Origin of the sequence: uncultured Veillonella sp. (genome assembly GCF_963522475.1) — a bacterium.
Taxonomy (GTDB): domain Bacteria; phylum Bacillota; class Negativicutes; order Veillonellales; family Veillonellaceae; genus Veillonella.
Genome location: NZ_CAUQYW010000002.1, coordinates 164,145 through 190,326, shown reverse-complemented (window position 1 = coordinate 190,326; position 26,182 = coordinate 164,145). Strand labels below are relative to the sequence as shown.

Genomic DNA, 26,182 nt, shown 5'->3' with positions numbered 1-26,182 from the left:
AGTATCACCTATTTTCCAGTTCTAAATAACATTGCTTCAGAAATATGTTGTGGTTCTACCTTTTCATTTCCTTCTAAATCAGCTATAGTTCGAGACACCTTTAAAATTCGGTCAAACGCACGCCCACTTAAATGAAAATGATCAAATATATTGCCTAATATACTCCAAGCCTTATCTGTAATATGGCAAAGCTCACCTATAGCCTTATGCGGTACGGCTCCATTAGTACTAAAATCTAGGCCTTCATAACGTTTCTGTTGCATGGAAGTTGCCATAACAACTTGTTCTTTCATACTTTCACTGGTCATCGTTGACGCCGAAGTATCTAATAATTGTTCTAGTGTAGGCCTTTCAACGGGAATATGTAAATCAATGCGGTCCATAATAGGCCCTGACAAGCGTTGCTGATAGTTTTTAATCATCGTTTCAGAACAGATGCATTCCCTATGTGGGTCATGATAATAACCACAGGGACAGGGATTTGCAGCCAATATACAAATAAAATTGGCAGGATACATATAATTGCCTTGAGACCTATTGATAGTAATTGTGCGAGACTCTAAGGGCTGCCTTAGGGCATCAATAACTTGGCGCTGAAACTCTGGTGCTTCATCCATAAATAAAACACCACCGTGAGCAAGTGTGACCTCCCCAGGGCGTCCTTGTATACCTCCGCCCACCATACTCGCTAAAGTCGCCGTATGATGTGGATGCCTAAAAGGCCTAGTTTTAACGAGTCCCTTATCACCGAGTAAACCGATCACATCTTGGATGCGACTTACCTCAACAATTTCATTCCAAGTCATGGGAGGCAATATGGTCGGTAATCGTTCAGCCATCATCGTTTTACCACCACCAGGCGGACCTATCATAATACAATGATGATGTCCTGCAGCACTAATGAGCATGGCCCGTTTACCAAGCTCTTGACCTTGTACATCACCAAAATCTACATCATATGTAGTATTATGGTTTTTATTATCCATCGTATCTGTTAATATCTCATCTTGATTTTTCCCTATTTTTATATTTTTAGAAGTTGGAATAGATTTAGATTTAACCTGGTCTTCTAAGACGGTAATAACATTTTGTAATGAAGACTCGCCATATATAGTAAGATTTGGAATAGCTTTCAAATTATATCCATTTTCTACGCTTGTATATATAGTGTTGTAATCAGCTTCTAACCCTGCTAACGACATCGCCAAGGTTCCAAAGGTAGGTAGCAGTGAACCATCTAAGGCTAGCTCACCCATAAATAGACATCTATTCAATAAAGCTGAAATATTAGCTTTACGCCCCTTTATCTGTCCCGATGCAATGAGAACCCCTAAAGCAATCGCTAAATCGAGTCCTGCGCTACTTTTACGAATTGTAGCAGGTGCTAGATTGACTACGATACGCCTCATAGGGAAGTCATAGCCACTATTTTTGATAGCTGCCCTCACACGTTCCCGAGCTTCTTTTACGGACTGATTAGGCAGTCCTACCATATCAAAGACAGGTAAGCCTTGCGATATATCAACCTCTACCGTAATAATGCATCCGTCTATACCATGTAAGGTGGCTCCATAAAGTTTTGCATACATAGGTAACCTCTCTAAAAGCACTGCGGCAAATAATGAATGGAACTTTGAAAGTCTTCATGCAAGTACACTTCGATTACATCAAAGGATAACTCTTTCCAGCGCCGTCTTTTCTGATGTAGATCATACAAAAATAACATGGCTGCCCGTTTAATATGCTTTTGTTTCTTCTTTGTTACCGCCTCTCGAGCTAATCCATGCTGCATACCACGACGAGCTTTTATTTCAATAAAATGATAGATTAAATCGCGTTTAGCAATAATATCAATTTCTCCTAACCGGGTTCTATAATTCGTATCGACTACAGTAAGGCCTATTTTTTCAATATATTTAATGGCCACCCGTTCGCCCCATTTTCCAAGTTCCTTGGAATCCAGTTCATTGAATGCTTTTCCTGTACTAATCGTTTTCATATATACCTCCTATTTAAGTGTAGTAACTACAATAACTTATAGAATAATTATCACTCAATCTACATCTAAACTTTCAACAGGTAACACTTACTTGTAGCGTAGAGTATGGAGACTATAAAAGTAAATACAAAAGAGGTTCCTAATAGTCACATCGGTGACCAATAGGAACCTCTTTACGGTTATGAACTATATGCAATTTATAATGATAAAACTAATACAATTAATACAAATATAAAACTTAACTTAATAGTCGAATCATAAAATAAATTTATTACGAATTACTCTGGCTTAACCCAACGAACGATAGATTTAATAGGCTCAAAGCTCTTGCGATGTAGTGGTGTTACACCTTGTTGTTCAACCGCTTCTTTATGTAACTCCGTATAATAGCCTTTATGAATACCAAATCCATAACCAGGGTATTCATCATCAAGGCTCTTCATATATCGATCTCGCGTAACCTTTGCAATGATGGATGCAGCCGCAATATTAGCGCTTTTACTATCACCCTTAATTATGGACTCCACAGGAATCGTCAAATCAGGCAATTTCATAGCATCCGCTACTACTGCTTCCGCTGGTACGCTGAGAGTTCGAATCGCCTCATACATAGCTTGTCGCGTTGCTTCGTAGATATTGAGTTCATCAATCTTTTCTGGACCGTAGGAAATACAGCTTACTGCTACGGCTTCTTTCATGATGATATCGTAGAGGATTTCACGCTTTTCTTCAGTTAGCTTTTTAGAGTCATTTAAACCTGGAATTAATGTCATAGGCGGCAATATAACGGCAGCTACCGTTACAGGTCCTGCAATAGGGCCACGACCTACCTCATCGACACCAGCTACATAATACATACCTTGATCGTAGAACATACCTTCATAGTCATACATGCTCATGAGGCGTTGTTGTTCTTTTAGCTCTTTTTCTTGGCGCTTAATGTAAGAAGCGGCCAATTTTTGTACAGAAGTACGAGTATCCTCTTTGGCTAAAGGCAAAATCTCTAAGGCTTGTTCAGTTTCAAAAAGAGCTTTTACATCTGCTACTTTTAATTTACTAAATGTATCCTTATCCATTTTGCGGGTCCTCACCATTTTCAGGATAGTATGGTTCTTCATCAACTTTATCAAGAGTAATTGTACCTAGTTTAGTATTGCGATAGTCTTGCAAGATAATGCGGCGTGCTTTATCAAAGTCTACTACGCCACCACTTACGAGACAACCACGACGACGACCGATGCTTTCAAGAATTGTATCCACATCTGTCATCTCTTCTTCTTTTAATTTATAACGTTCTACCAAAATATTTGGTGTATTCGTCAATAAATGATTAATTAGCTGTTTAATGACATGCTCTAAATCATATACATCATCAGAAACAGCACCCGTCATAGCAAGGCGAGCCGCTGCGCGTTGGTCCTCTAATTTAGGCCACAATACGCCTGGTGTATCAAGCAATTCAAGATTTTTACCAATCTTAACCCATTGTTGACCACGTGTATGACCAGCTTTGTTAGCTGTACGCGTTGCTGCAGAGCCCGCTAAGGAGTTGATCAATGTAGATTTACCAACGTTAGGAATCCCTAAGATGATAGTACGTACAGAACGACTTCGAATACCTTTGGCTACCCAACGATTGATGATAGGCTTGCTTAAACGCTCTACAGTAGAGATTAACTTCTTATTACCCTTACCAGATTTAGAATCGATAGCCAATACTGTAATACCTTGCTTAGTAAAGAACTCAGTCCATTCCTTTGTAGCTTTAGGATCTGCTAAATCTACTTTATTTAACAGTACAATATGAGGTTTCTGACCAACCAGTTCAGTAATTACAGGGTTCGCACTAGAACGAGGAATACGTGCATCTAATAACTCGATAACTACGTCTACCTTTTTGATATACTCCGTAATCATACGTGTGGCTTTCGCCATATGTCCAGGGAACCAATGTACGATAGGTGAATCTGCCATAGTATTTCCTTTCATATCTAAATTTTAGCAAAAATAAAAGGCTGCCAACGGCAGCCTTTTATGAACATTAGCGTTTTTCGCGAATACGAGCAGCTTTACCAGTAAGGTTACGTAAGTAGTACAATTTAGCACGACGAACAACACCACGGCGCATAACTTCGATTTTAGCTAAGCGTGGGCTGTGAAGTGGGAATGTACGTTCTACACCTACACCGGATGCAATACGACGAACTGTGAAAGTTTCACGTACGCCACCGTTTTGACGTTTAATTACCAAACCTTCGAATACTTGGATACGTTCACGAGAGCCTTCCACTACTTTTACGTGTACGCGAACTGTGTCACCAGCGCGGAAAGTAGGGATGTCTGTACGAAGTTGTTCTTGTTCAAGTACGTTAATAATGTTCATTGTTTCCTCCTGTTTGCAGACATTCAATACCTACACCTTATAGGCAGCGGACTGTCTCAAATTAACAGAAATATAGTATCATAAATCACGTACTGTTCGCAAGTATTTTCTATATAATTTTAAGAAACTGATTATTTACTTAAAATTGGGCGCTTTAACTTACCTAACAAGCGGTATAAATCATCTTTTTCATCATCAGAAAAATCAGAAAATAGTACATTAAGAAATTGGTCATATGAATGTAATAATGACTTACCTAATCGTTTCCCCTCTTCAGTGAGCCCTACTACGGAAATTCGTTTATCCATATAATCGATATGCTTTGTGACATACCCTAATTCAATAAGAATATCGGTCTGCTCTGATACTGTAGCAGGACGCATATTAAGAGCATCTACTAATTGTTTTTGAGATGCCCCTTCAGATCGCATATATAATTCTATAATTATTTTATCACGAGATTTTTCTTTACCATTTGGCACCTTACATAAGGCTTTATATAATTCATCATGATTCATGACAGTTATCTCCTCATACAACTTTGTATATTATAAGATATTCGCCATAGTCTCAAAAAATCCTGCATAAAATTTGTATATTCTTCGTAAAAGCAAAAAGAGGTACCAAATGGTACCTCTTCTTTCATATATTACTGTAAAAGTTTTATCTATCTTTTACCCAATATATTATTTTAATGCACTAATATCGCCGATAATAGCCATTACACTATAAGCTAAACGAACGAGTTGTAAACGGTTAGCTTTAATAGCTTCGTCTTTATCCATAACCATTACATCTTCAAAGAATTTGTTGATTGCTGGAACTAAAGTAGCAGGAACAGCTACAACAGCAGTGTAATCATTTGCTTCCCATGCAGCAAGGCTTGCTTCAGATGCTTTAGAAGCGGCTTCGAACAATGCTTTTTCAGCATCTTCTTTCAACAAGTCGCTATTAACGCCTGTATATTCCACATCTTTTACAAGATTGTACATACGAGTATAAGCTTGAACAAGCTCAATATTTTCATCGATGCGATTTGCTAACAATGCGTTTACAAGACCTTCTGCATCCGCAACAGACAATTCGTTGTTGGACAACAACAAGTCAATTACATGATGAGGAACTTCGCGATCAAGGAAGATATTTTTCAAACGAAGTGTGAAGAACTCTTCTACTTGGCCAAGCAATTCTTCTTGTTTGTCAGCAGCTACATTCAATAATTCCATAGATGCTTTGAAGATTGGACGCAAGCTGATATTCCATTCGCTACCAAGCAAGATGTTCAAGATACCAATTGTTTGACGACGCAATGCATATGGATCTTGAGAACCTGTAGGAATTAAACCACGGCTGAAAGTAGCAACGATGTTATCTACTTTATCGATGATGGACAATACTTTACCTGCTTCTGTTTGAGGCAATACATCGCCTGCAAAACGTGGTAAATATTGTTCGAAAATAGCTTCTGCCACTTCTTCGGACTCACCATCAAGTAAAGCGTACTCTTTACCCATTACACCTTGTAATTCTGTAAACTCAGTAACCATACCTGTTGTAAGGTCAGTTTTAGCAAGCTCTGTAGCGCGTTCTAACACAACAGCTGCATCTTCGTGCAAGCCACATTCTTCACCAAATACACGGCCCAATTTAAGTAAACGTTCAGTTTTATCGGCTAAGTTACCAAGGCCTTCTTGGAATACGATTTTAGTCAAACCATCTTGACGGTCGATAAGAGGTTTCTTGCGGTCTTCATTGAAGAAGAATTTAGCATCATCAAGACGTGCGCGCAATACACGTTCATTACCAGCTTGAACTACTTCGATGGAATGATCGGAGCCATTACGAACAGTTAAGAACATTGGCAACAATTTGCCATCTTGGTCAACCAATGGGAAGTAACGTTGATGGTCTTTCATCGGTGTAATGATAGCTGCGTCTGGAAGTGCTAAGTAAGACTCTTCAAAGCCACCGCACAATGCTGTAGGCCATTCAACAAGATAGTTAATTTCTTCTAATAAATCATCATCCCAAACGATGGATGCATTTTTAGAAGCTGCTATATCATGTAATTGTTTGGAGATTAATTCACGACGTGAATCTTGATCAACCATAACAAAGTTTTCTTTTAATGTGTCTACATAGGATGCTGCATTTTTGATATTGATTTCATCAGCACCTAAGAAGCGATGACCACGTGTTACATTACCAGATTTTACAGTAGCAAATTCTACAGGAATTACTTCTTCATCAAGTAATGCTACAAGCCAACGTACAGGACGTACGAATTTAGCATCTAAATTGCCCCAATGCATGGATTTAGGGAAGTTAAGGCCTGTAATCAATTGTGGTAACATGTCTGTAACAATATCTTTTGAAGGTACGCCTGCCGTTTTAGTTTCAGCGTAAATATAGCCGTCCTCTACAACGAGATCAGCTACATCAAGACCTTTACCACGAGCAAAGCCGATAGCTGCTTTTGTAGCATTGCCGTCAGCATCATAGGCGATGGATGCAGAAGGACCTTTATGACGTTCGCTGATTTCAGCGGATGTGTCAGCAAGACCTTTCACGATAAGAGCCAAACGACGTGGTGTACCGTATGTTGCGATGCTTTCAAAAGGAAGATGGGCATCATTTAATTTTGTTTCAGCCAATTGTTTCAATTGACCTAAGATATTTGGCATAAAGCCGGCAGGAATTTCTTCTGCACCGATTTCAAATAATAAATCCTTTGCCATCTTATTTATCTCCTTTCAAAAGTGGGAAACCTAATTCTTCGCGTTTAGCGAGGTATTGTTGTGCACAAATACGAGCTAATGCACGTACACGGCCAATGAAAGCAGTACGTTCGCTGATTGAAATAGCACCACGGGAATCAAGCAAGTTAAATGTGTGGGAACATTTCAATACATAGTCATAAGCTGGTAATACATAGCCGGCTTCGCAAACACGTTTTGCTTCTGCTTCGTACATATCAAATAATTTGAAAAGCATATCTGTATCTGCTAATTCAAAGTTATATACGGATTGTTCTACTTCGTTAGCATGCCAAACGTCACCATATGTAACATTTTCATTCCATTTAAGGTCATATACGTTTTCTACGCCTTGAATGTACATAGCTAAACGTTCTAAACCGTATGTAATTTCTACGGAAACTGGTTTGCAATCGATGGAACCAACTTGTTGGAAATATGTAAACTGCGTTACTTCCATACCGTCAAGCCATACTTCCCAACCAAGGCCCCAAGCGCCCAATGTTGGAGACTCCCAGTTATCCTCTACGAAACGGATATCGTGATCTTCCGCATGAATACCAAGAGTTGCCAAGGATTGTAAGTACAATTCTTGGATATTATCTGGAGATGGTTTCACGATAACTTGGAATTGATGATGTTGGAACAAACGGTTAGGATTATCACCATAACGACCGTCTGCTGGACGACGAGAAGGCTCTACATAACATACAGCCCATGGTTCAGGACCAATAGCATGCAGGAATGTAGCAGGGTTCATTGTGCCTGCGCCTTTTTCAATATCATATGGATTTTGAACGATACAACCTTGATCGCTCCAGAATTTTTGTAGATTTAAAATAATCTCTTGAAATGTCATTGCTGCCTCCACTTTACACAACCGACATAAAATCAACCATTTCGTTACAAACAAAAAAGTCCCTGTAACGAAAAACGTTACAGGGACGAGTATACCCGCGGTTCCACCCTATTTGGCTTGCGCCCTCTTTTTTCTATGTTGGCCTTTACTAACAGATACCTGCGTTCCTGCCAATGCTCTACAGCGCCTTCAACCAAATGTGAGCTTACACCATCCTCACTCGCTAGAGAGGTTTACTACTCTGCTTCATCGCATATATTATACACAATATTGTAGCAATACAGGGGGAAGAATGTCAACACAGATATAAATTAACGGGAATTAATAAAAGTACTTTACATATAAGAATTTAATAATTAAAAGAACAGCACTACCACAACCTAGTATACGTTGCCAATTACTCATATCTGCATAGAATATTAATATATTCATCATATAAATACTTAAAATTAGAGAATTTGCTAATCACAAATTTATTAACTTTATAAAGAAAATTGTAATTGCTTTAAAGTCAACATTTTTTATCTACTTAACTGTTTTAACTGTTGAAGAATTATGGGAAGCATTGTTTGATCTGTATACATTAATAATTTTACAAAATTATCATTCCACGATCCTCCTAATTGTGCTGAAATTTCTAAATGTCCATATTTCTTAAATTGTGCTTTTACATAGTCATCAGAATGTTCATAATTTATTAAAAACTCCCCTTCCAACTCCACATACATCTTTTCAATATCACAAATTAATTTCTCATAGTCACTAATCATTATGCCAAAGTTAGTCCTACCTGAAAAATCCCCTGCCTTCATATAGACAGAAAACTTATACCAATCATCAAATTTTTCTATCAAATCAATTTTTATATCATTCATTAGAACACCTCTTATTTAAATTTGAAATCATCAAATTGTTGCGTATTTTTGTTATAAACATAGTGTATCTCAACACCATTAACATTTTTAGCCATCTTGACCCAACCCAATTCACCAGGCCATCTTTTATCAGTCATCGGAATTCGCAATTGTTTAGCTCCACTTAACGGGTCTTTAAGCACACTCTCCATAGCTAATTTTTGCTTCAAATTACGTGGCTCTGTTGTCGCCATATTAGAACGACCAATACCAGTTTCAATATTTTTCCTCAGACTATATAATTCAGCGTTGAATATATTTGCTTGAGTATAAATTCGCGGTATTTCTTGCTTTATTGAGCGTATATTAACAATATTACCACGCCCCATAGAGTTTCCACCAGCATACAACATCCCATTTTCCGAAGCATAATCAAGAGACTCCTTAAGTTCAGCCATAGTTGTAAGTTTTACTAGATCTGGATCTCCATCAGGAAATACAGGAAATCCTCCACTACTAAATGTTCTTGTTTCTCGATCAAACACTATTGCTTGACCATCTTTAGCATTATAATTTCCTTTATATTCACCAGTTAATACTTTACGACCATCAGCAAGCACATTAAAAAATTGCCCATCAGTATCTTGATAACCTTGCCACACTATTCTATTTATAGAGCTTTCAGATGGATTAGGATTATACCAAGGTCTTCCATTCTCATCCAAAGTATAATAAGTTTGTCCATCGTCACCTAAAACTGTAGGATATCCCTCAAGCTCAAGTTGCTTCCCTCTAAAACGTCCATTTAGTACAGTGCCACCATTTATAAGTTTATTATAATATTGTCCATCATCTTCTTGCCATCCAGCATCATAAGTGCGAACATTATAGCCCTTATCTTGAATATATTTTTCTTCACTAACGAATTTATTATAATAATACTCTTTTAAATGCGTATAATAATTGATATTATCAGGGTCACTACCTACTACATACGCAAATAAATTATTAAGTAATGCTGAGTAAGATTCATCTGTATAATAAGGTTCTCCTATATGGCCTCCGTCTGTTGCATGTACTAAATTATCAGAATCATAATAATCATGATAGTCACGTTCATATTCCATTAAAGCATAATAATAAGCAACCTTCTCTCTTAATTTACTCCACCGTGTATCTTCATCATAGCCATAAGCATTAGTAAATAATAGTTGGGAAATATCATAATTTAAATCTTGACGATTCTGATGCTCTAACCAATTATAAGTAGTCGCCTTTTCTGCTAAAGCACCGCCAGTATCTCCACTGACAACTTTACCAATGACTAAACTTATAATTTTTCTAAATTCCGGATTAGTGGATTTATTAATTAAACTTTGTAAACTTTCATTCACGCCAGAAGCTTTAACACCAGAAATAATATTACTTCCTGAATAATTAGATAAAAAACCACCAAAGCTAGCATGTAAGCTTACTTTATATATACCATTATCCCCCCATTTTTTCGACTCTTGATAATACTTTTCCGCTTTAGCATTTTCGCCTTTCATTTTTGCCTTCACAGCTTTATCAAGTAATCTCGTTTGTTGATGTGCACTTACGTCTCCAATTAACTTATATCCATGTTCAGAAAGCTTATTTAATAGAATTTGTTTTTCTTCTACCGTTTTCTTATCAAAAATTGGTGCGAGTTTATTAAGTGCTTGTTCTGTATCATGATTAATCTTTTCTAAAGATTCTTTCTCAGCAATTTCAATGATACCTTCACTGATAGCAGAATAAGTAGTTGATTTAGAATTACCTTTCACAGGAATCCCCATTTTAGGGCTGCCAGTAATACCTATCGGATTATTTTTAGAGCGTTTAGTTGTAGATAAACTATATCCAGAGGTCTTAGCTGAATAGGATGCTTCATTTTGAATATCATTCATTTTTAAAGAGTTAGAGGATAATTTATTCTTAGATTTATCACTACTACCTTTAATTATACCACTTGTAAGTGTAGTTGCATTATTTACCTGTACATTATATCCACCATCACCTGCATATATGCCAGCCTGCTCTGTAACACTTGCATAGTGACTGTCTGTAGTACCTCTCGAATTATCAAAGCCAACTCTCGCAGGTCCACTCATACCATAGGATACAGATATACCTTTATTTTTACTTATTTTATGGTAGTCATTCGTATCTTGTAAACTTTCAATTTTCAAATCATGTCCAACTTTTGTAGTCACACTTTCTCCGATGACCTTAGAGCCTATAATTTCTGTATCATTTCCAGAGACAGTATTGACTTGTTTACCACGAATAACGGTTCTAGTATGTGTCTTAGTTGTCTCTAATGCATTTTCTTTACCTTTATACACATTGGCATCTAAACCAATAACACCATTACCGTGAGGACTAACTGTAGCACCAACAGACCATCCAGAACTTGTATATGTATCACGTTGTACCGAAGAGTTTGTTCCTGCATCTAAAATTAGGTTATTTATTGCATTTAAATTAACCTCTGGAGCCTCTATAACACTACCTGTAATATGAATATTGCCTTTATCAATATTGTCACTATCTGCAGTAATATTTACTTTATTTTTGCTCCCTATAGAACTACCTATATAATTTTCTTGATTGAGTTCACTAACCTGTTTAAATTTGCTTGAACCAACACCAACTTGTATATTCAGTAAACGATCTTTTTTTGCTCTATTATTTACATTATTTATCGCAGTTTTAACATCTGGATGCATAGCATTTTTCTCTTCAGGATGTTCTGCCTGATATGCTTTATTGAGTTCATCCGCCTTAGCAAGTATATCTTTTTCTTTTTCTACAAGTTTTTCTATCTTAGCATTTTTATAAGAAGTCCCATCAGTATAAGCATGTTTTAAAGTATTGGCAGCCTCAAGATACTCTAATGTTGATAGGTTGTTATTTTTTCTAGAGTTAGCACGTTTACCCAGTTGCTGAACATTATTTAATTCATTAACAATCTGACCACCAACACTTACAGTAAGACCGGAACGCTTCTCCTCATGACTTTGAACTACATGTGTAGTATTATGCTTCCCATCAACAGTTACCTTTTGAGCAGAAAGATCTGCAGGTTGATTGCTAAAATAGTTTGTCGTAGTACTATGAATGGCATTACCAGCCTTAACGTTGATCTCTCCATCTGAGGAAGCAATATTACTTGCAACTTGATTTACATACCTTCCATCTAATGTATCAGTCACTTTTTTACTACCAATAGTAAATCCTATACCAGCGCCCATTAAGCCAGATTTTTTACTATATTGATATACATCATCACGTTGAGTTTCTTCACCTGAATCTGTACGCACGTCATTACCCGCAGATACGGAGACATCTTTTGTGCCTAAAACATTTGAACCTTTTACCGAAACATTACGATTAGCTTTCACATTAATCGTATCGCCACCAATTGTTGAAGATAACACACCTGTATGCTCATGATCTGTACGTATGATATTAGTTGTACGAGATAGTAAACTTTTTTCTTTGTACTTTAGACCATATTCATCACGGCTATAGCTTTTCCCATTTGTGATAGTAACATCATTTCCTGCTTCAACAGATGTTAAGCCATGTTCACTATTAACAATACCATTGCGGATATTTACATCATTTCCTGCTCGCAAAGTAACATTACTATCACTTAAAATAGCTGTACCTAATTCTGTACGGCGGTCAGTGCGATTATAATTATCACTATTAACAGTCATATCCTTTTTAGCAGATAATGCCTCAGTTGTTAGATTAATATTCTGACCAGCTTCAATCGTTGCTTTAGAATTTTCCCCAGCATGAACAATAGCACCTTTAAGGTTAACATCTCGTTTAGCAGATAAAGCTAAATCACCTTTTTCTCCTACACCTATAGTACCTTGGCGACCAACAATATCGTGGTGTTCTAATTTATCTACATGGGTGCCTACATTTATATCACGACCTGCATTAATGTTAACCTGTTTATCACCATGAATATTACCTGTATTTGTTACATCTTGTATTGCTTTAATATTCACTTTACGTCCATCGATACGGCCTGTATTTTGTACATCATGAGCACCTAATACAATTGTATCCGCAGTCATAATGCCTTGATTTAGAATATCTGCATTAGTATTGCTAACAATAGCTTTACCACTTATGATTCCACCCATTGCATCAACAGATTTTGCAGGTTGTTTCGCTAAATATACTTTAGGATATAGAACTTGTTGAACTTTACCATCTACTACAACCGTTTTAGTTTCTAACCATACCATATCAGTTGTTATAGCTTCCATTTGTTTTTTAGATAAAGCAATTCCTGGAGCTAATTTAAAAGCTTTACCAAAAGCTATACCGGCCTCTAATAGCGCTTTATATTCAGCCTCATTATCTGTATACCCTTCTAAATATTGTTTGCCCGTAGCTGATACAATTTGCTCATTAATAAGCTGCTGCTCATAGAATCCATCACCTAAACGTTTTAATCTTCGTTCAGGATCATTTGCTAAGGCATCAAGCATATATTGAGAAGATAAAAAATTCTTACGATTTGTAAAAGCGGAGTCTGTTTCTATCAAAGCATTAGCTGTAATATCTGGATGAATTTGATATAGTGCCTCTGTTGGTAAGGATAAACCATCTATAGTATGACTTTCTTTACCTTTTCCACCACCTAAACCATAGGGATCTAAACTATCATTAACCTTTGCAATAGTAGCTTTAGACAATGTATCTTCAGCATGCTCTTGAACTGTACCAATTGGCTTTACATTGGTTTCAGTAATTGTTGGGGTCATATAAACTTCTTGAGCCCAAACTCTACGATGTTTATGTCCTGCACCATGACTTTTTAGTTTTCTTATTGTTTTACTCTCTTGGGTGGTTCCAGTAATAAAGCTTTTATCACTCATCGAATCAGATATATTTTCTATTCGCCCCTTAGTTTGAATCGTGCCCCCAGAAATCACTTTACTATTATCATTATGGAGAATACCTGTTGTTACAACATCACCGCCACTACTAATAACACCTGGGTCATCATTAGTAACCTCTTTATGGGTATGTTCTGTTTCAGTTCGAATAATCGTAAACTTATGAACTCGATTTTCATCTTTATCCATTTCTTTGTTATAAGCTTCATCTTCTGCGGTTTTAACAGATTTTACATGAGGTGTACCATAACCACTTTTGTAATCAGCATAAGGGAATTCTGACTTATCAAAGACTTGGCCTTCTAACTTATGGTGTGGGTCAGTAACTTTTAACTTATCAGGATTTTTAGTGATACCATCTGAAACACGCTTTACACCTAATGCAACATTTTCATTATTTACTACAGGTGTATCTAGTTCAATATCCTTAACGGCTTTAATAGTTGCTCCCGTATTACTTATACCTTGTTTAGCAGTAAGGTCCATAGTGCCACCACTATAGATGAAACCTTTACCTGTATTATTTATTGTGTCTGTATGTATATCAACGTGATTACGACCTGCAATTACACCTGACTTATGCGTATCTAATTCTTTTTTTATGGCAGTAACGTTCTCTTGTGCTTCATCATAAGTCTTTGTTAACTCTTTAATACGTTGACGATGTGCTTCTAACTCTATTTTAGTTTTATATTTTGTAATATCAGCATTCCATTCAGCATCAAGATCATTTTTAGCTTTTTCTAAATCCTTACCAGCTTTATGGTAACGCTGTTCTATTTCAGAATTTGTATGATTTATAACTGTGTTTGCATCAATAGCTACAGTATCACCATAAATGCGTCCACCTTCATTATTATCTACGGATTTTGCTTTTATGGCCGTAGTTTTTCCAGAGTTAATAAGACCACTATTATTTAGGGTATCTTGGCTATTTACAGTCGTAGATACATCACCTTGAACCACACCATTATTGTGAATGGCAATGCTTTGACCAGCTAACGTAGTGTTGCCATTACTCGTAATACCACCATCAACTATGATTTTGCCATCACTAGTAATACTAGATGCTTGAGTAGAGCTGACTACACCTTTAACATTTACACCAAGACCAGTATTGGTACCTTTCATGGTAATAGAATTAGCATACATACCACCAATAGCAGAAACATCTAATCCAATATTGTTAGAATCCCCGATTTTTTGAGTGTCTAATGTATTAGCCTCTATTGTATTTTTGCCAGTACGGGTTTCAATTGTATTAGCCCACACTCCGGCATTTACATTTGTTGCTTCTGTTAAAATTTGTAGTGAGTTAGCATCTTTAGCATTAAGACCGTTTCCGTTAATAGAAACACGTCCTTGCTCTACGCGATAGGAGTTTAGATTTCCCTTTGAATCATATTCTGTTTTACCTGTGGTTAATACAGCCCGATCTGTATTGATAAAGCCACCACCATCTACAGTAATACCATTTGGATTAGCCACAACTACTGAAGCTTTACGACCTGCTACCTCAATAAACCCTTTCATCTCAGTTGGGTTATGTGATGTAACCTCGTTAACAATAACATTGGCAGAACCGCGCATCATATTAGCATTACCAGGTACATATCCACCTAATTTTGTATTAGCCATTTGGTAGGAGTTGTTAAGAATTACACCATTTTGCGGTACATTAAAATTAGTGTAATCATTTCTAGATACTCCACCAGCACTAGGGCCTGCAACATTTACTAATGTAATACCATTACCAGCTTGACCAACCGTAGCTTGTCTTTCATGTGGTGCATTTTTGTCAACCTCAATAGGATTTGCAGCATAGGCAAATGGAACTACTAATGGGTCTACAATCATTAAACCCATAGTAAGCCATACGGCAATTTTATATTGTAATCGTTTTTCTTTCATAATTACTCTCTCTATTAATACATATACTCAAACTAATTAGAATCGTATACCAGCTTGGAAACCTGTAGTTAAAGAGTCTGTTCTATAACCACTCGGTTTGTATAATGGGACACCAACAAATACATCATAGAATAATCCAGATTTGAACTGCCCTTTCATCCCTAAACTAGTACCAGCGATAAATTTACCGGTTAATACATCAGTACTTGGACCATATACAGCGCCAAAATCTACATTAGCATAAACACTTGATTTCCATTTAGGAATGTAACTAGCAACTTCATTACGCATATACCAACCGCTTTCAGCCATTAATGTATTCTCACCATCAAACCCTTGTACAGTATATCGATTCCCAAGGCTAATCATATCTCTAGAAAATAAACGTTTATTCCCTAATGTCCATTGTCCATGGAATGATGTAGTAATGCTTGCCGGTCTATGCCCCCATGTACGAGGCATTTGATAATCTACATCTACTAAAAGTTGTGTAAATCGAGTGCTTGGTGCTCCATTACTATATTCAGGCTGTGAACCAAACCAACCAACACCTTGTTTAATAGCCGCTCTAGAATATAAGGTATTTTGTTTGATATATCTTCGTTCTGATATACCGAGTTCTATAGAAGCTGTATTGGCACGTTGTACAGCAACCTCTACATCATTAATATAATTCTTGGCATTACGCTTGCCAATAATAATATCCCAACTACGTTTAGTTGTTCGATCACGATGGAATACATGACTCCAGGAACCTCTAACTGTCTTAGCATGGCTAGAACTAATAAATGGAGTAGCCATAGAGTTAATCGTTTGGTGATATTTCATATCACTATAGGAGATACTAAAGGTATCCTTTCCTCTAGGTATAGAATACGAAATAGTATGATTTCTAGTGCCTTTATGTTCACCGTCTTGAGCTGCGTCTCGATTTATACTTAAATTTAAAGAATCGTTGGCATTAAAGACACGATCAATACCAATGGCCGCAGTCCACTGAAGTTTTCCCGTTTCTTTTAATCCAGAATCATCTATGGACACCATCCCATGGATAGGTGGCTTTTTAGTGGTTTCAAGTACAATATTTGTAGCCAATGGTTTTGAACCAGGTTCAAGCTCAACAGACACATTTTGAGAGCCTAGACGCTTCATTTGTTCAATACCTTGTTCTATATTACGAATATTTAAGATATCCCCTTCACGAATAGGAAATGCATTTTCCCATGGTAATGGCTGTACGTAAGGTTTATATAATATAGATTCTACTCGACCTAATTGTAAATTGAATTGTAAATTACCCGAAGCTAAGAATTGAGCTGGAATACCAATTCTAGAAGTAACATAACCATGCTCAATTAGTGCATTATTTAGTCTATTAGATAAAATATTTATATCTTCAAGGGTAAGTCTACGATTCATAAATGGTTTAATTGTTTTTCGTAGAAAACCAAATTCTTTAGGTACATCTAATTGAAGTTTCTTTTTTTGAGCTTCATAATACAAAGGACCTTTAATCAATCGTGTACTTACTGCAGAACTATTATCTACAAACGTAGTTTGATCCATAGTTGAATTTGTCATATCATCATATGTTAATTGTGCAGATTGACTAATAGGCTCTTCGACAATACGTATTTGAGATACAAAAAAAGATGGTCCTACATGTGCTGGCTGTTGTGCCGGTACTGTATAACCACCTTGTGATGATAAAGATCCAGATGTAATATCTAATCCACCTGTTTGTACTGTAATTCGTCCCTCTCCAAGCCGCGCCTCTCTCGCTAATTGCTGTTCTCTTGCTCTATCTAGTTGTGCTTGTGTATCAATTGGTTTAGCACCATAAATATGTATTGGCAGAATACAAGCTAAACTTAGACAGAAAAGTAAATCTCTCTTTTTCATATACTTCCTCTAGCAGTAAAAAATAAACTCATTTGTTATATTTTATTATGTTTTTTTTTTGAAAGTCAATAGAGAGTTTAAACCAAAACCACCTACCAAAGATAATCAATTCATCTTCGATAGGTGGTTTATTTTATTCACCCTTAGCAATGCGATCTAAGAGTTCAATATAGCTTTGTTTATTTAATGCTGGTGTAAAGTTGTCTAATACATCCTTAGCACCTACAGCGTCATCGTATAGTAAGTCTACGATTGTCATAGCCAAGGCTTGTGCTGTTTTAATATACGCTACATCAGGTACAGAGATTTCATATTCTGCACTGTGTAGTACACCACTAATACAGCCAACCCATGGATGGATAACCGGCATCAAGTGAGATACGTCCCCCATGTCTGTACTAGCTGTAATATGTGGGCCTTGGTATACATTGGCTTCACCAAAGATAGGATTTGAATTTTCTCGTAATAGAGCATTCATACGTTCATCATTACGCATCGGTAAATAGCCTGGTAGATCATTGATAACACATGTGGCCCCTACTGCATCGCCACCAGCTTTTAATGCTCTGTTTACACGATGATTACCATCTACAATAGCTTCAATATTAGAGGCACGCACATAGCTTTCAACTTGAACATAGTCAGGCACACAGTTTACTAATGTACCGCCTTGATTAATAATTGGGTGGAATCTGAAATAATCGCTTTCTTTGAAAGTTTCACGAATGGAGTTAACCCCCATAACACCCATTAAAGCAGCATTAAGAGCATTGATTCCTTCATGAGGTGCTTGAGCGGCATGAGCTACCTTGCCATGATACTCAATCAGTTTAGATACAAAACCATTGGATGTACTGCCAAGCCCCATTTCACCAGCTGGAGTTTTGGCAGTCTCCACATGCATTTGCATAGCCATATCGATATCATCGAAAGCACCTTCATAGATAAGCTGTTGCTTGCCGCCCATATATTTCAGTTTTCCTTGTTCACGCAATTTATTGCGGTAATCAATTTCAATCATTTCTTCTGCAGGGACGGCAAATAATACGACATCACCAGCTAGCTCATCCATCACCGCTTGTAAGCCCATAGCGACAGCAAACATATTGGTAATTTGTACATTATGACCACAGCAATGGGCAGCCCCTGTTAAATCATCAGCGCGAGGATGGCGAGGACATAAAATGGCATCTAATTCCCCCACCATGGCAACCGTATATTTACTATCTCGGCCCTTCATTCTACCTTTTACACCTGTCAATGCATGCCCTGTAGTATAAGAAATGCCAAGTTCATCAAACATAGCTTGAACCTTTTTAGAGGTTTTTACCTCTTTAAAACCTAGTTCAGGTTCAGCCATAATAGATTCAGCTAATTCTCGTAAACTTGGTTGTGCATCAACAATAGCTTTACAAACACGTTGTTTTACTTCTTCCTTTGTCATACGGCTCATACTATCTCCTTTATAAAATCGACCGTATAAAATACGGTCGATCATATCATCATGATAAATAGATATCTTCTAAAATATAAATCTATAATTATATCTTAACATAATTTAGACATCTTACATTATGATTTAGTATTAAATTAAACCTTCTAAATGAAGTACTAATTGGGCTAATGCTGTTGCACAGATGAAAGTACCTGCTGTTACAGCTAGTGCAACAGGAATAATGCGCCAAGATAAGCGACGGAATGCACCAAGGTCTTTCCCTAAGGATAAACCTGCATAAGCAAGTACTGGTGTTGTAGTAGCAAGGAATGTAACTTGGCTAGTTTTTGCAATAATCCATTCTTGGCCAGGCATTCCTGGTAAGGATGCAACAACACCGATAAAGGAAACCCAGAATACCATAGGTAATTTATTAGCATATGGCAAGTTAGAGATTAAAGCACCAATCGTAGCAAGGACTGCTAAGATAGCTACGCCAACTAAGCTATCGCTAAATAGATGTTTACCATCCATTACATTACCTACTGCAGTGATGATAGCAGCAATACAAATAACGATGACAAACTGTGTTAATTTTTCACTTTTACTCATGATTTGCTGCCTCCTCTGCTAAATCCTGTTCACGGGTACGACCTGTAAAGAAGTTGTATATTTTTTCCATAACTGGTAAAGAAACAAATAGACCAAAGTATACGCCTAGAACGGTAGTTAACAAGTTTGCAGCCCCTGCAAGAGCCATAATTTGTTGTTCGTAATCTGGATATACTGCAATGATTGGAGCCGTAGCAGCAGCCATCATACTAGCACTACCTACGCCAGCGCCCATAGCTAATGCCAATGGATGGAACCAACCAGATTGTGCCAACATACCAGCCAATACGGAGGACCACATAGCGCCAATAAGAACACCACAGATGTACATCCCCATAACACCACGGCCCTCAGGAGAGCTAAAACCGAATTTGTCGATAATAATTGCTACGTTCGGCTCACGGTCTACAGAGTAACAAGCACCTACTGCTTCGCGACGCATACCAACTAATAATGCCACAGGTAAACCGAATACAATAGTTCCAAAGAAATGACCAAGCTCTTGTAATAACAATGCCCAGCCTGCACTTGTAAGAATACCAAGATTTGGTCCGATACCTAAACCTACTTTTACCATCAAGATCATAACGGCAATACCGATATAATCTGCAGATTTTTCCATCTGTTTAATGGTTAGGATTTTAAACTTAGGAATAGAAATTAATAAACCTAGAATCAATGTGTACAATAATGGCAATAATACAACAGGACCTAGTTTTTTTATGCCTATAAATTCAGCGACTACAGTTAATACGAGCGCTAGAAAATGTATTTTGAGATTTCCCAAAAGCTGCATAATGACCTCCTATAAAAACATATAATATAACATTGTTATATTATAAATAATTGTTATTAAAAGTGTCAACTACAGATGTACATATGTCTATCAGTATTATATTTTTTCATATGTGTCTTGAGATACAGAAAATATATACTAGTTATGCTTACTGGAAAATGATATCACCATTCAACATTTCATAACATATAAAAAAGCAGTTTGATTTCTCAAACTGCCTTTTACTATCATTAAATTATGGAATTTAAAAATTTAACGCTTTGTAATGGTTTACCAATTTCTTGCTCGCAGTATGCAAATAGTAGTTTTTCTAGTTCCTTCCAAATTGTTTTGGGAAGTTCTATAGGCGTGTCTTCGCCCCACTGGTAAGCGAGAATTTGAGGTAATCCAGCTTTTACAGAACGCGAAATGCTAAGATTTGTCGTTTCTTTCACCTGTATCCAGAATGGATCGATACCATCTTGATGTGAAAAAGCATTAGCACTAGGCACAATACCGGCAAGGAATAATAGTTGCCACCCAAGCATGATCGTTCCCAATTGCACATTGCGGCGTCTAATTTGCTTGGAGTAGTTAACAACGGTATCAAACACCTTACGATCTACATCATACACAGCAAATAGTTCTTGAATGAGCTCACTCGCTACAGCAGCATAAGCAATATTATCTAAATTCACATCTAATGATTCTACCACATAGGAGCCATCAATTTGTGTAACATTTACATATTCACCATCAGGTACGACCGTTATATACATAGCACTAAAGGGACGTAAATAGGAACTGTTACGCATGGTCATCATACGCTTATGCGGTATGGATGCATGAATGAGCCCTAAGCTAGGTGTGATAAAAGTAAATACAGAGTATAGCTTATGTTTTTTTCGACTAATAACAATGGCAGGTGTGTTAAAACCACCATTAAGCTTCTTCATATTCTTCTTCCGTTGTTTCCTCTTCAGGTAAAGGTGTTACTTTAATACGGGATACGCGATAACCTTGCATTTGTGTTACTTCAAAGGTATATCCCAATGCATCCACAGTATCACCAACGATTGGTGTCCGTTCTAAGAGACCAAATACATAGCCCCCAATTGTATCAGAATCGGAATCGTCAATTTCAACGTCCATCATTTCCTCTACTTCGTCTACAAGGACCTTACCATCAAATTCGAAGGATCCATCTGCATAAGCAATTTTAGCTGGTAAGTGTGGTTCATGTTCGTCTTGAATATCCCCAACGAGCTCTTCGATAATATCTTCAAGGCCTACGAGACCAACCATACCACCGTATTCATCTACAACAATAGCTTGATAGATACGACGAGTTCTCATGTATTGTAGTAGTGTGGATAACTTCATTACCTCTGGCACAGTTAAGATATCTCGTTTTACATTACGCAAATCCTTACGTGCTTGATTAGGACGCTCCATGAGGTCCTTAATATGAACTAGACCAATGATATGATCCTTATCCTCCACACATAGAGGGTAACGCGTATGAGCCTTAGAGCGAATAAATTTCATCGCTTCATCGTAACCGTCTTCAACGAAAATACAGTCCACATCTTGACGTGGTACCATAACCTCTTTAGCTCTACGGTCTACAAAGTTAAAAACATTGTCAATCAACTCTGATTCTACTTGGTCTAGTTGACCTTCTTCATGGCTTCGAGAGATCATCATACGAATCTCTTCTTCAGAGTACACAAGGTCTAGCTCTGTTAAATATTTTGTTTTGTAAAAGCCCAAAATAACAGTGGAGATTTTGCTAGCAATCCAAATGAACGGATATACCAAACGACCAGCAGCTACTACGATACGGCTATAGGTATTTACATACTTTGTTGGGAACGATAAGCCCAATGCTTTAGGTACAATTTCACCAAAGATTAAAACGATTAAGCTAATTAATAACAATAAAAGTATATCTAGTACGAAGTGCATCCACGTACTATGCACATTAAATACCGCTACAAGTTGATCTACAATGTTATCAAATACATAGGTGCCTGTACCAGCAAGAGCCAAAATAAAGAATAAAATCAAAAACTGCGTCGTATTTAAAAAATACTCAGGGTTTTGATAGAGTTTTAATAAAAACTCTCTATCCTTCTCTAAAAGGATATCCATATCCTCAACATGCTCTTTACGAAGGCGAGCAAAGGAGAACTTTGCGACCACAAAAAAGTTAATTAAAAATATACATACCAGACCAAACCCTATGGGTAACAGGCCATCTACACTATCCATCTTAATTCCTTTCATACAATAGGGAAAACGAGTTAGTTTTTATTATAGCAAAAATTATTTTCTATAACCAAGTTCAGATAACATGCCGGATTTATTGCGCCAATCCTTTTTAACCTTAACCCAAAGGTCCAAGTACACCTTTGTAGCCAATAGTTTTTGAATATCTACACGGGCTTCAGCACCGAGTTGTTTCAACAAGGCACCTTTTTTACCGATGATAATGCCCTTTTGAGAGTCTCGTTCACAGTAAATAGTAGCACGGATATAGGTTGTACCATCATCACGCGTTTTCATTTCATCTACGTCTACAGCGATAGCATGAGGGATTTCATCACGTGTAGCCAATAGGATTTTTTCACGAACAATATCAGAAATGATAAGACGTTCTGGTTGGTCCGTAATCATATCCTCTGGGAAGTATTGTGGACCTTCCGGTAATGTTTCTTCTAATACATTTAGAACTTCATTTAGGTTCTCTTTATCCTTTGCAGAAATAGGAATAACCCCTGCAAATGGATATGCATCTTGATAAGACACGATGGCTTCTAAAAGCTCCTCTTTTTTTAGAGTGTCAATCTTGTTAACGACTAAGAAAACAGGAACCTTTACACGTTTTAATTGCTCAATAATAAAATTATCCCCAGGGCCGCGTTTTTCATTGCCTGCTACTACAAATAAAACAGCTTCCGTTTCTTTCAAAGACTCAATGGCAGCATCTACCATGAATTCACCTAATTTATGTTTAGGCTTATGTACACCTGGCGTATCCATGAAAACGATTTGTTTTGCTTCATCTGTATATACACAGATAATACGGTTGCGCGTTGTTTGAGCCTTATCGGATACGATAGCGATTTTGTCGCCAATAAGGGCATTAATTAATGTAGATTTACCAACATTAGGGCGTCCTACAACGGCAACAAAGCCAGATTTAAAATGTTCGTTCTTATTCATTATATGGTGCATCCTCCCGCACATAACCGAGATTACCTAAGATAAATTCTTCTTCAGTACGCATCTCTTTTTTATCTTCGTCGTTCATATGGTCATATCCTAAGATATGTAAGCAACTGTGAGTCGTTAAATACGCTAATTCCCGTTCAAAACTATGTCCATATTCAATAGCTTGTTCACGAGTGCGCTCTAAGGAAATAATCATATCACCAAGTAAGTGGTGTTCCTCTTCACTGCCTTCATAATCATCCCCTTCATTAAGGGCAAAGGACAATACATCGGTAGGTCTATCGATGCCGCGATATTCTTTGTTAAGCTCGTGAATCTTAGCATTATCGCAGAGTAAAATACTCATTTCATCTTCTTCAAGACCATATACGCGACTCACTTCATCACAGACCTTGCGTATAACAGCCTCAATATTGGAATCCTCTTGAATTCCTTCATCATAGCTAATATGTATATACATGCTTATCCTTTCGCTACATGCTCTTTAGATGCTGCGTTAGTTTCCGCAGTCTCACCAGCTAATTTACGTTCGTGATACTGATCGTAAGCTTTTACAATACGACCAACTAAATCGTGACGAACAACATCTTGATCGCTAAAGTAAACCATATTAATACCAGGTACATGACGCAATACCTTTTCAGCCTCGCCAAGACCAGACACAACACGTGGTGGCAAGTCAATTTGTGTCTTATCACCGTTGACTACCATTTTAGAGTTGTTACCTAGACGGGTTAAGAACATCTTCATCTGCTCAGCCGTCGTATTTTGAGCTTCGTCTAAAATAACGAAGGCGTTTTCTAAGGTACGACCACGCATATATGCTAATGGTGCAACCTCGATAGTACCACGTTCCATAAAGCGTTGTACTTGCTCGATGCCAAACATTTCATGTAATGCATCATAAAGAGGTCGCAAATAAGGATCTACCTTGTCTTGTAATTCACCAGGTAGGAAGCCTAATCGTTCACCAGCCTCTACAGCAGGACGAGTCAAAATGATTTTATCTACGTTGCGGTTTTTTAAATAGAATGCGGCTAACGCTACAGCTAAGAATGTTTTACCTGTACCAGCAGGGCCTATACCAAAGGTAATGGTGTTTTTACGGATGCTATCTACATAGTATTTCTGACCTTCCGTTTTAGGCGTAATATTTTTACCGCGCATATTAACGGATAAGGTATCTTCAAACATAGTATGTACAGCATCAGCTTTACCGTTCGCTATAAGTTTGGCCGCAATACGAACTTGGGACTCAGTAATGGTACTGCCTTCACGATATAAAAATACCAGTTCCTCTAACGTACGATACAGGGCCTCTACTTGCTTTTCATCGCCCTTGATAACCACAGTATCCCCGCGTGCCACTACATCTACAGAGATAACTTCAAGCATCATATGCAAATATCGATTATGTTGACCTAGTATGGATTGTGCTAGGTCATATGTAGGAAATGTAAATACTTGTTCGCTCATACAACCTCCTAATCTATAAACTTACGAACGGCTTTGCCGTTTAAATAATCACATAAATCACCTTGATGGGCATCCAGTTCGTCTAATTTATCATCAATTAAGTCTTGAACTCGCCACCATCCCATAGACCAATTCGTAAATAACGTATTATCTTCAGGTGCTCGGCCTACAAGACGTTGTAATACAATGTCAGGATGCAAGTGACGAATAAAATTCACAACCCGATCAGCATATTCCTCAGCACTAATTAAAGTAAATTGCCCTTCTTGATACCACTTAGCCATCAATGTATTTTTTACGATATATAAAGCATGCAGTTTGACTTGATCTACACCAAGAGCTGACAAAATACGGGCTCCTTCAATAGTATCCTTCATAGTATCCCATGGAAGATTTACTATCATATGGGTTGTTACATTAAATCCATATCTCTTAATGCGTAGTACAGCATCAATAAACTGAGCTAAATCATGACCCCGATTAATTTTCTCTAATGTATCATAATTGACCGTTTGCAATCCTAATTCAATATAGATATCCTTTTGAAATCGATCTCTAATATCAGCCAATATGTCTAAGTATTCATCGGCAATACAATCTGGTCGCGTCGCAATAGCAATGCCTACTGCTTTGTCGATGCAGCCTTGCTCCATATAGCTTTTAAAATCATCAAGTCCCAAATAGGTATTACTAAAGTTTTGATAATAAGGTATGAATTTTTTCGCCTTATATTTGGGACCTATGTGAGCAATGTTTTCCTCTAGTTGCATGCGCACTGTCATCCACGCAGGACGATTTTCATAGCCTGCACCAATTTCACCGCAGAAGGTGCATCCCCCTACGCCGGCCGAACCATCTCGATTTGGACACGTCAGCGGTAAGGCAACAGGCAATTTATAAACCTTTTCCCCATAGGTTTCTTTATAATATTTAGATACCATGCGGTATCGTTTTGGTCTCGTTGTATCGGTCATAACACTCCTATTTAACTAACCAATCATCGCTTGTTATGTAATATCTCAACTATCAAA

20 protein-coding genes are annotated in these 26,182 nt (G+C 37.3%); all 20 read right to left on the bottom strand.

The window, feature by feature from the left end:
* Positions 1-8: 8 nt before the first annotated feature.
* Positions 9-1,589 carry a YifB family Mg chelatase-like AAA ATPase gene (locus RWP19_RS02205; RefSeq protein WP_314356292.1) on the bottom strand — a complete coding sequence of 527 codons (1,581 nt, stop codon included), beginning with the start codon at positions 1,587-1,589 and terminating at the stop codon, positions 9-11.
* An 11-nt stretch (positions 1,590-1,600) separates the two neighbouring features.
* On the bottom strand, positions 1,601-1,999 hold the full coding sequence (locus RWP19_RS02200) for a YraN family protein (protein WP_227720441.1): 399 nt from the start codon (positions 1,997-1,999) through the stop codon (positions 1,601-1,603).
* A gap of 278 nt (positions 2,000-2,277) precedes the next feature.
* Complete coding sequence (locus RWP19_RS02195) at positions 2,278-3,075, bottom strand: ribonuclease HII (protein ID WP_314356291.1); 798 nt, start codon at positions 3,073-3,075, stop codon at positions 2,278-2,280.
* Complete coding sequence (gene ylqF, locus RWP19_RS02190; protein WP_314356290.1) at positions 3,068-3,973, bottom strand: ribosome biogenesis GTPase YlqF; 906 nt, start codon at positions 3,971-3,973, stop codon at positions 3,068-3,070. The genes RWP19_RS02195 and ylqF overlap by 8 nt, the downstream gene beginning before the upstream one ends.
* A gap of 67 nt (positions 3,974-4,040) precedes the next feature.
* On the bottom strand, positions 4,041-4,382 hold the full coding sequence (gene rplS, locus RWP19_RS02185; protein WP_005377523.1) for a 50S ribosomal protein L19: 342 nt from the start codon (positions 4,380-4,382) through the stop codon (positions 4,041-4,043).
* Between the two features lie 131 nt (positions 4,383-4,513).
* Positions 4,514-4,900, bottom strand: coding sequence for a MarR family winged helix-turn-helix transcriptional regulator (locus tag RWP19_RS02180; RefSeq protein ID WP_005386549.1), 387 nt, complete (start codon positions 4,898-4,900; stop codon positions 4,514-4,516).
* A 168-nt stretch (positions 4,901-5,068) separates the two neighbouring features.
* Complete coding sequence (glyS, locus tag RWP19_RS02175) at positions 5,069-7,120, bottom strand: glycine--tRNA ligase subunit beta (RefSeq protein ID WP_314356289.1); 2,052 nt, start codon at positions 7,118-7,120, stop codon at positions 5,069-5,071.
* 1 nt (position 7,121) lies between these two features.
* Positions 7,122-7,997, bottom strand: a complete 876-nt coding sequence (glyQ, locus tag RWP19_RS02170; RefSeq protein WP_039969172.1) for a glycine--tRNA ligase subunit alpha — start codon at positions 7,995-7,997, stop codon at positions 7,122-7,124.
* A 521-nt stretch (positions 7,998-8,518) separates the two neighbouring features.
* On the bottom strand, positions 8,519-8,872 hold the full coding sequence (locus RWP19_RS02165; RefSeq protein ID WP_105093821.1) for a hypothetical protein: 354 nt from the start codon (positions 8,870-8,872) through the stop codon (positions 8,519-8,521).
* Between the two features lie 11 nt (positions 8,873-8,883).
* Complete coding sequence (locus tag RWP19_RS02160) at positions 8,884-15,714, bottom strand: hemagglutinin repeat-containing protein (protein WP_314356288.1); 6,831 nt, start codon at positions 15,712-15,714, stop codon at positions 8,884-8,886.
* Positions 15,715-15,750: 36 nt separating this feature from the next.
* Positions 15,751-17,616 carry a ShlB/FhaC/HecB family hemolysin secretion/activation protein gene (locus RWP19_RS02155; RefSeq protein ID WP_314356287.1) on the bottom strand — a complete coding sequence of 622 codons (1,866 nt, stop codon included), beginning with the start codon at positions 17,614-17,616 and terminating at the stop codon, positions 15,751-15,753.
* A 133-nt stretch (positions 17,617-17,749) separates the two neighbouring features.
* Positions 17,750-19,069 (bottom strand): amidohydrolase, encoded by a 1,320-nt coding sequence (locus RWP19_RS02150; RefSeq protein ID WP_314356286.1) that lies wholly within the window; start codon positions 19,067-19,069, stop codon positions 17,750-17,752.
* 132 nt (positions 19,070-19,201) lie between these two features.
* Entirely contained in the window at positions 19,202-19,663 is a 462-nt protein-coding gene (locus RWP19_RS02145) for a hypothetical protein (RefSeq protein WP_314356285.1), read from the bottom strand.
* Positions 19,656-20,459, bottom strand: coding sequence for a DUF3100 domain-containing protein (locus RWP19_RS02140; protein ID WP_314356284.1), 804 nt, complete (start codon positions 20,457-20,459; stop codon positions 19,656-19,658). Before RWP19_RS02140 ends, RWP19_RS02145 begins: the two co-directional genes overlap by 8 nt.
* 230 nt (positions 20,460-20,689) lie before the next feature.
* A complete protein-coding gene (locus RWP19_RS02135) occupies positions 20,690-21,394 on the bottom strand; it encodes a DNA repair protein RecO C-terminal domain-containing protein (protein ID WP_314356283.1) in 705 nt (234 codons plus the stop codon).
* Positions 21,381-22,712: a hemolysin family protein gene (locus RWP19_RS02130; RefSeq protein ID WP_314356282.1), complete on the bottom strand. Its 1,332-nt coding sequence runs from the start codon at positions 22,710-22,712 to the stop codon at positions 21,381-21,383. The genes RWP19_RS02135 and RWP19_RS02130 overlap by 14 nt, the downstream gene beginning before the upstream one ends.
* 54 nt (positions 22,713-22,766) lie before the next feature.
* Complete coding sequence (era, locus tag RWP19_RS02125) at positions 22,767-23,666, bottom strand: GTPase Era (RefSeq protein ID WP_005386518.1); 900 nt, start codon at positions 23,664-23,666, stop codon at positions 22,767-22,769.
* Positions 23,659-24,135: an rRNA maturation RNase YbeY gene (ybeY, locus tag RWP19_RS02120; RefSeq protein WP_005386517.1), complete on the bottom strand. Its 477-nt coding sequence runs from the start codon at positions 24,133-24,135 to the stop codon at positions 23,659-23,661. Before ybeY ends, era begins: the two co-directional genes overlap by 8 nt.
* A 2-nt stretch (positions 24,136-24,137) precedes the next feature.
* Positions 24,138-25,151, bottom strand: a complete 1,014-nt coding sequence (locus RWP19_RS02115) for a PhoH family protein (RefSeq protein ID WP_314356281.1) — start codon at positions 25,149-25,151, stop codon at positions 24,138-24,140.
* An 8-nt stretch (positions 25,152-25,159) separates the two neighbouring features.
* Positions 25,160-26,125, bottom strand: a complete 966-nt coding sequence (locus RWP19_RS02110; protein ID WP_314356280.1) for a TIGR01212 family radical SAM protein — start codon at positions 26,123-26,125, stop codon at positions 25,160-25,162.
* Positions 26,126-26,182 lie beyond the last annotated feature (57 nt).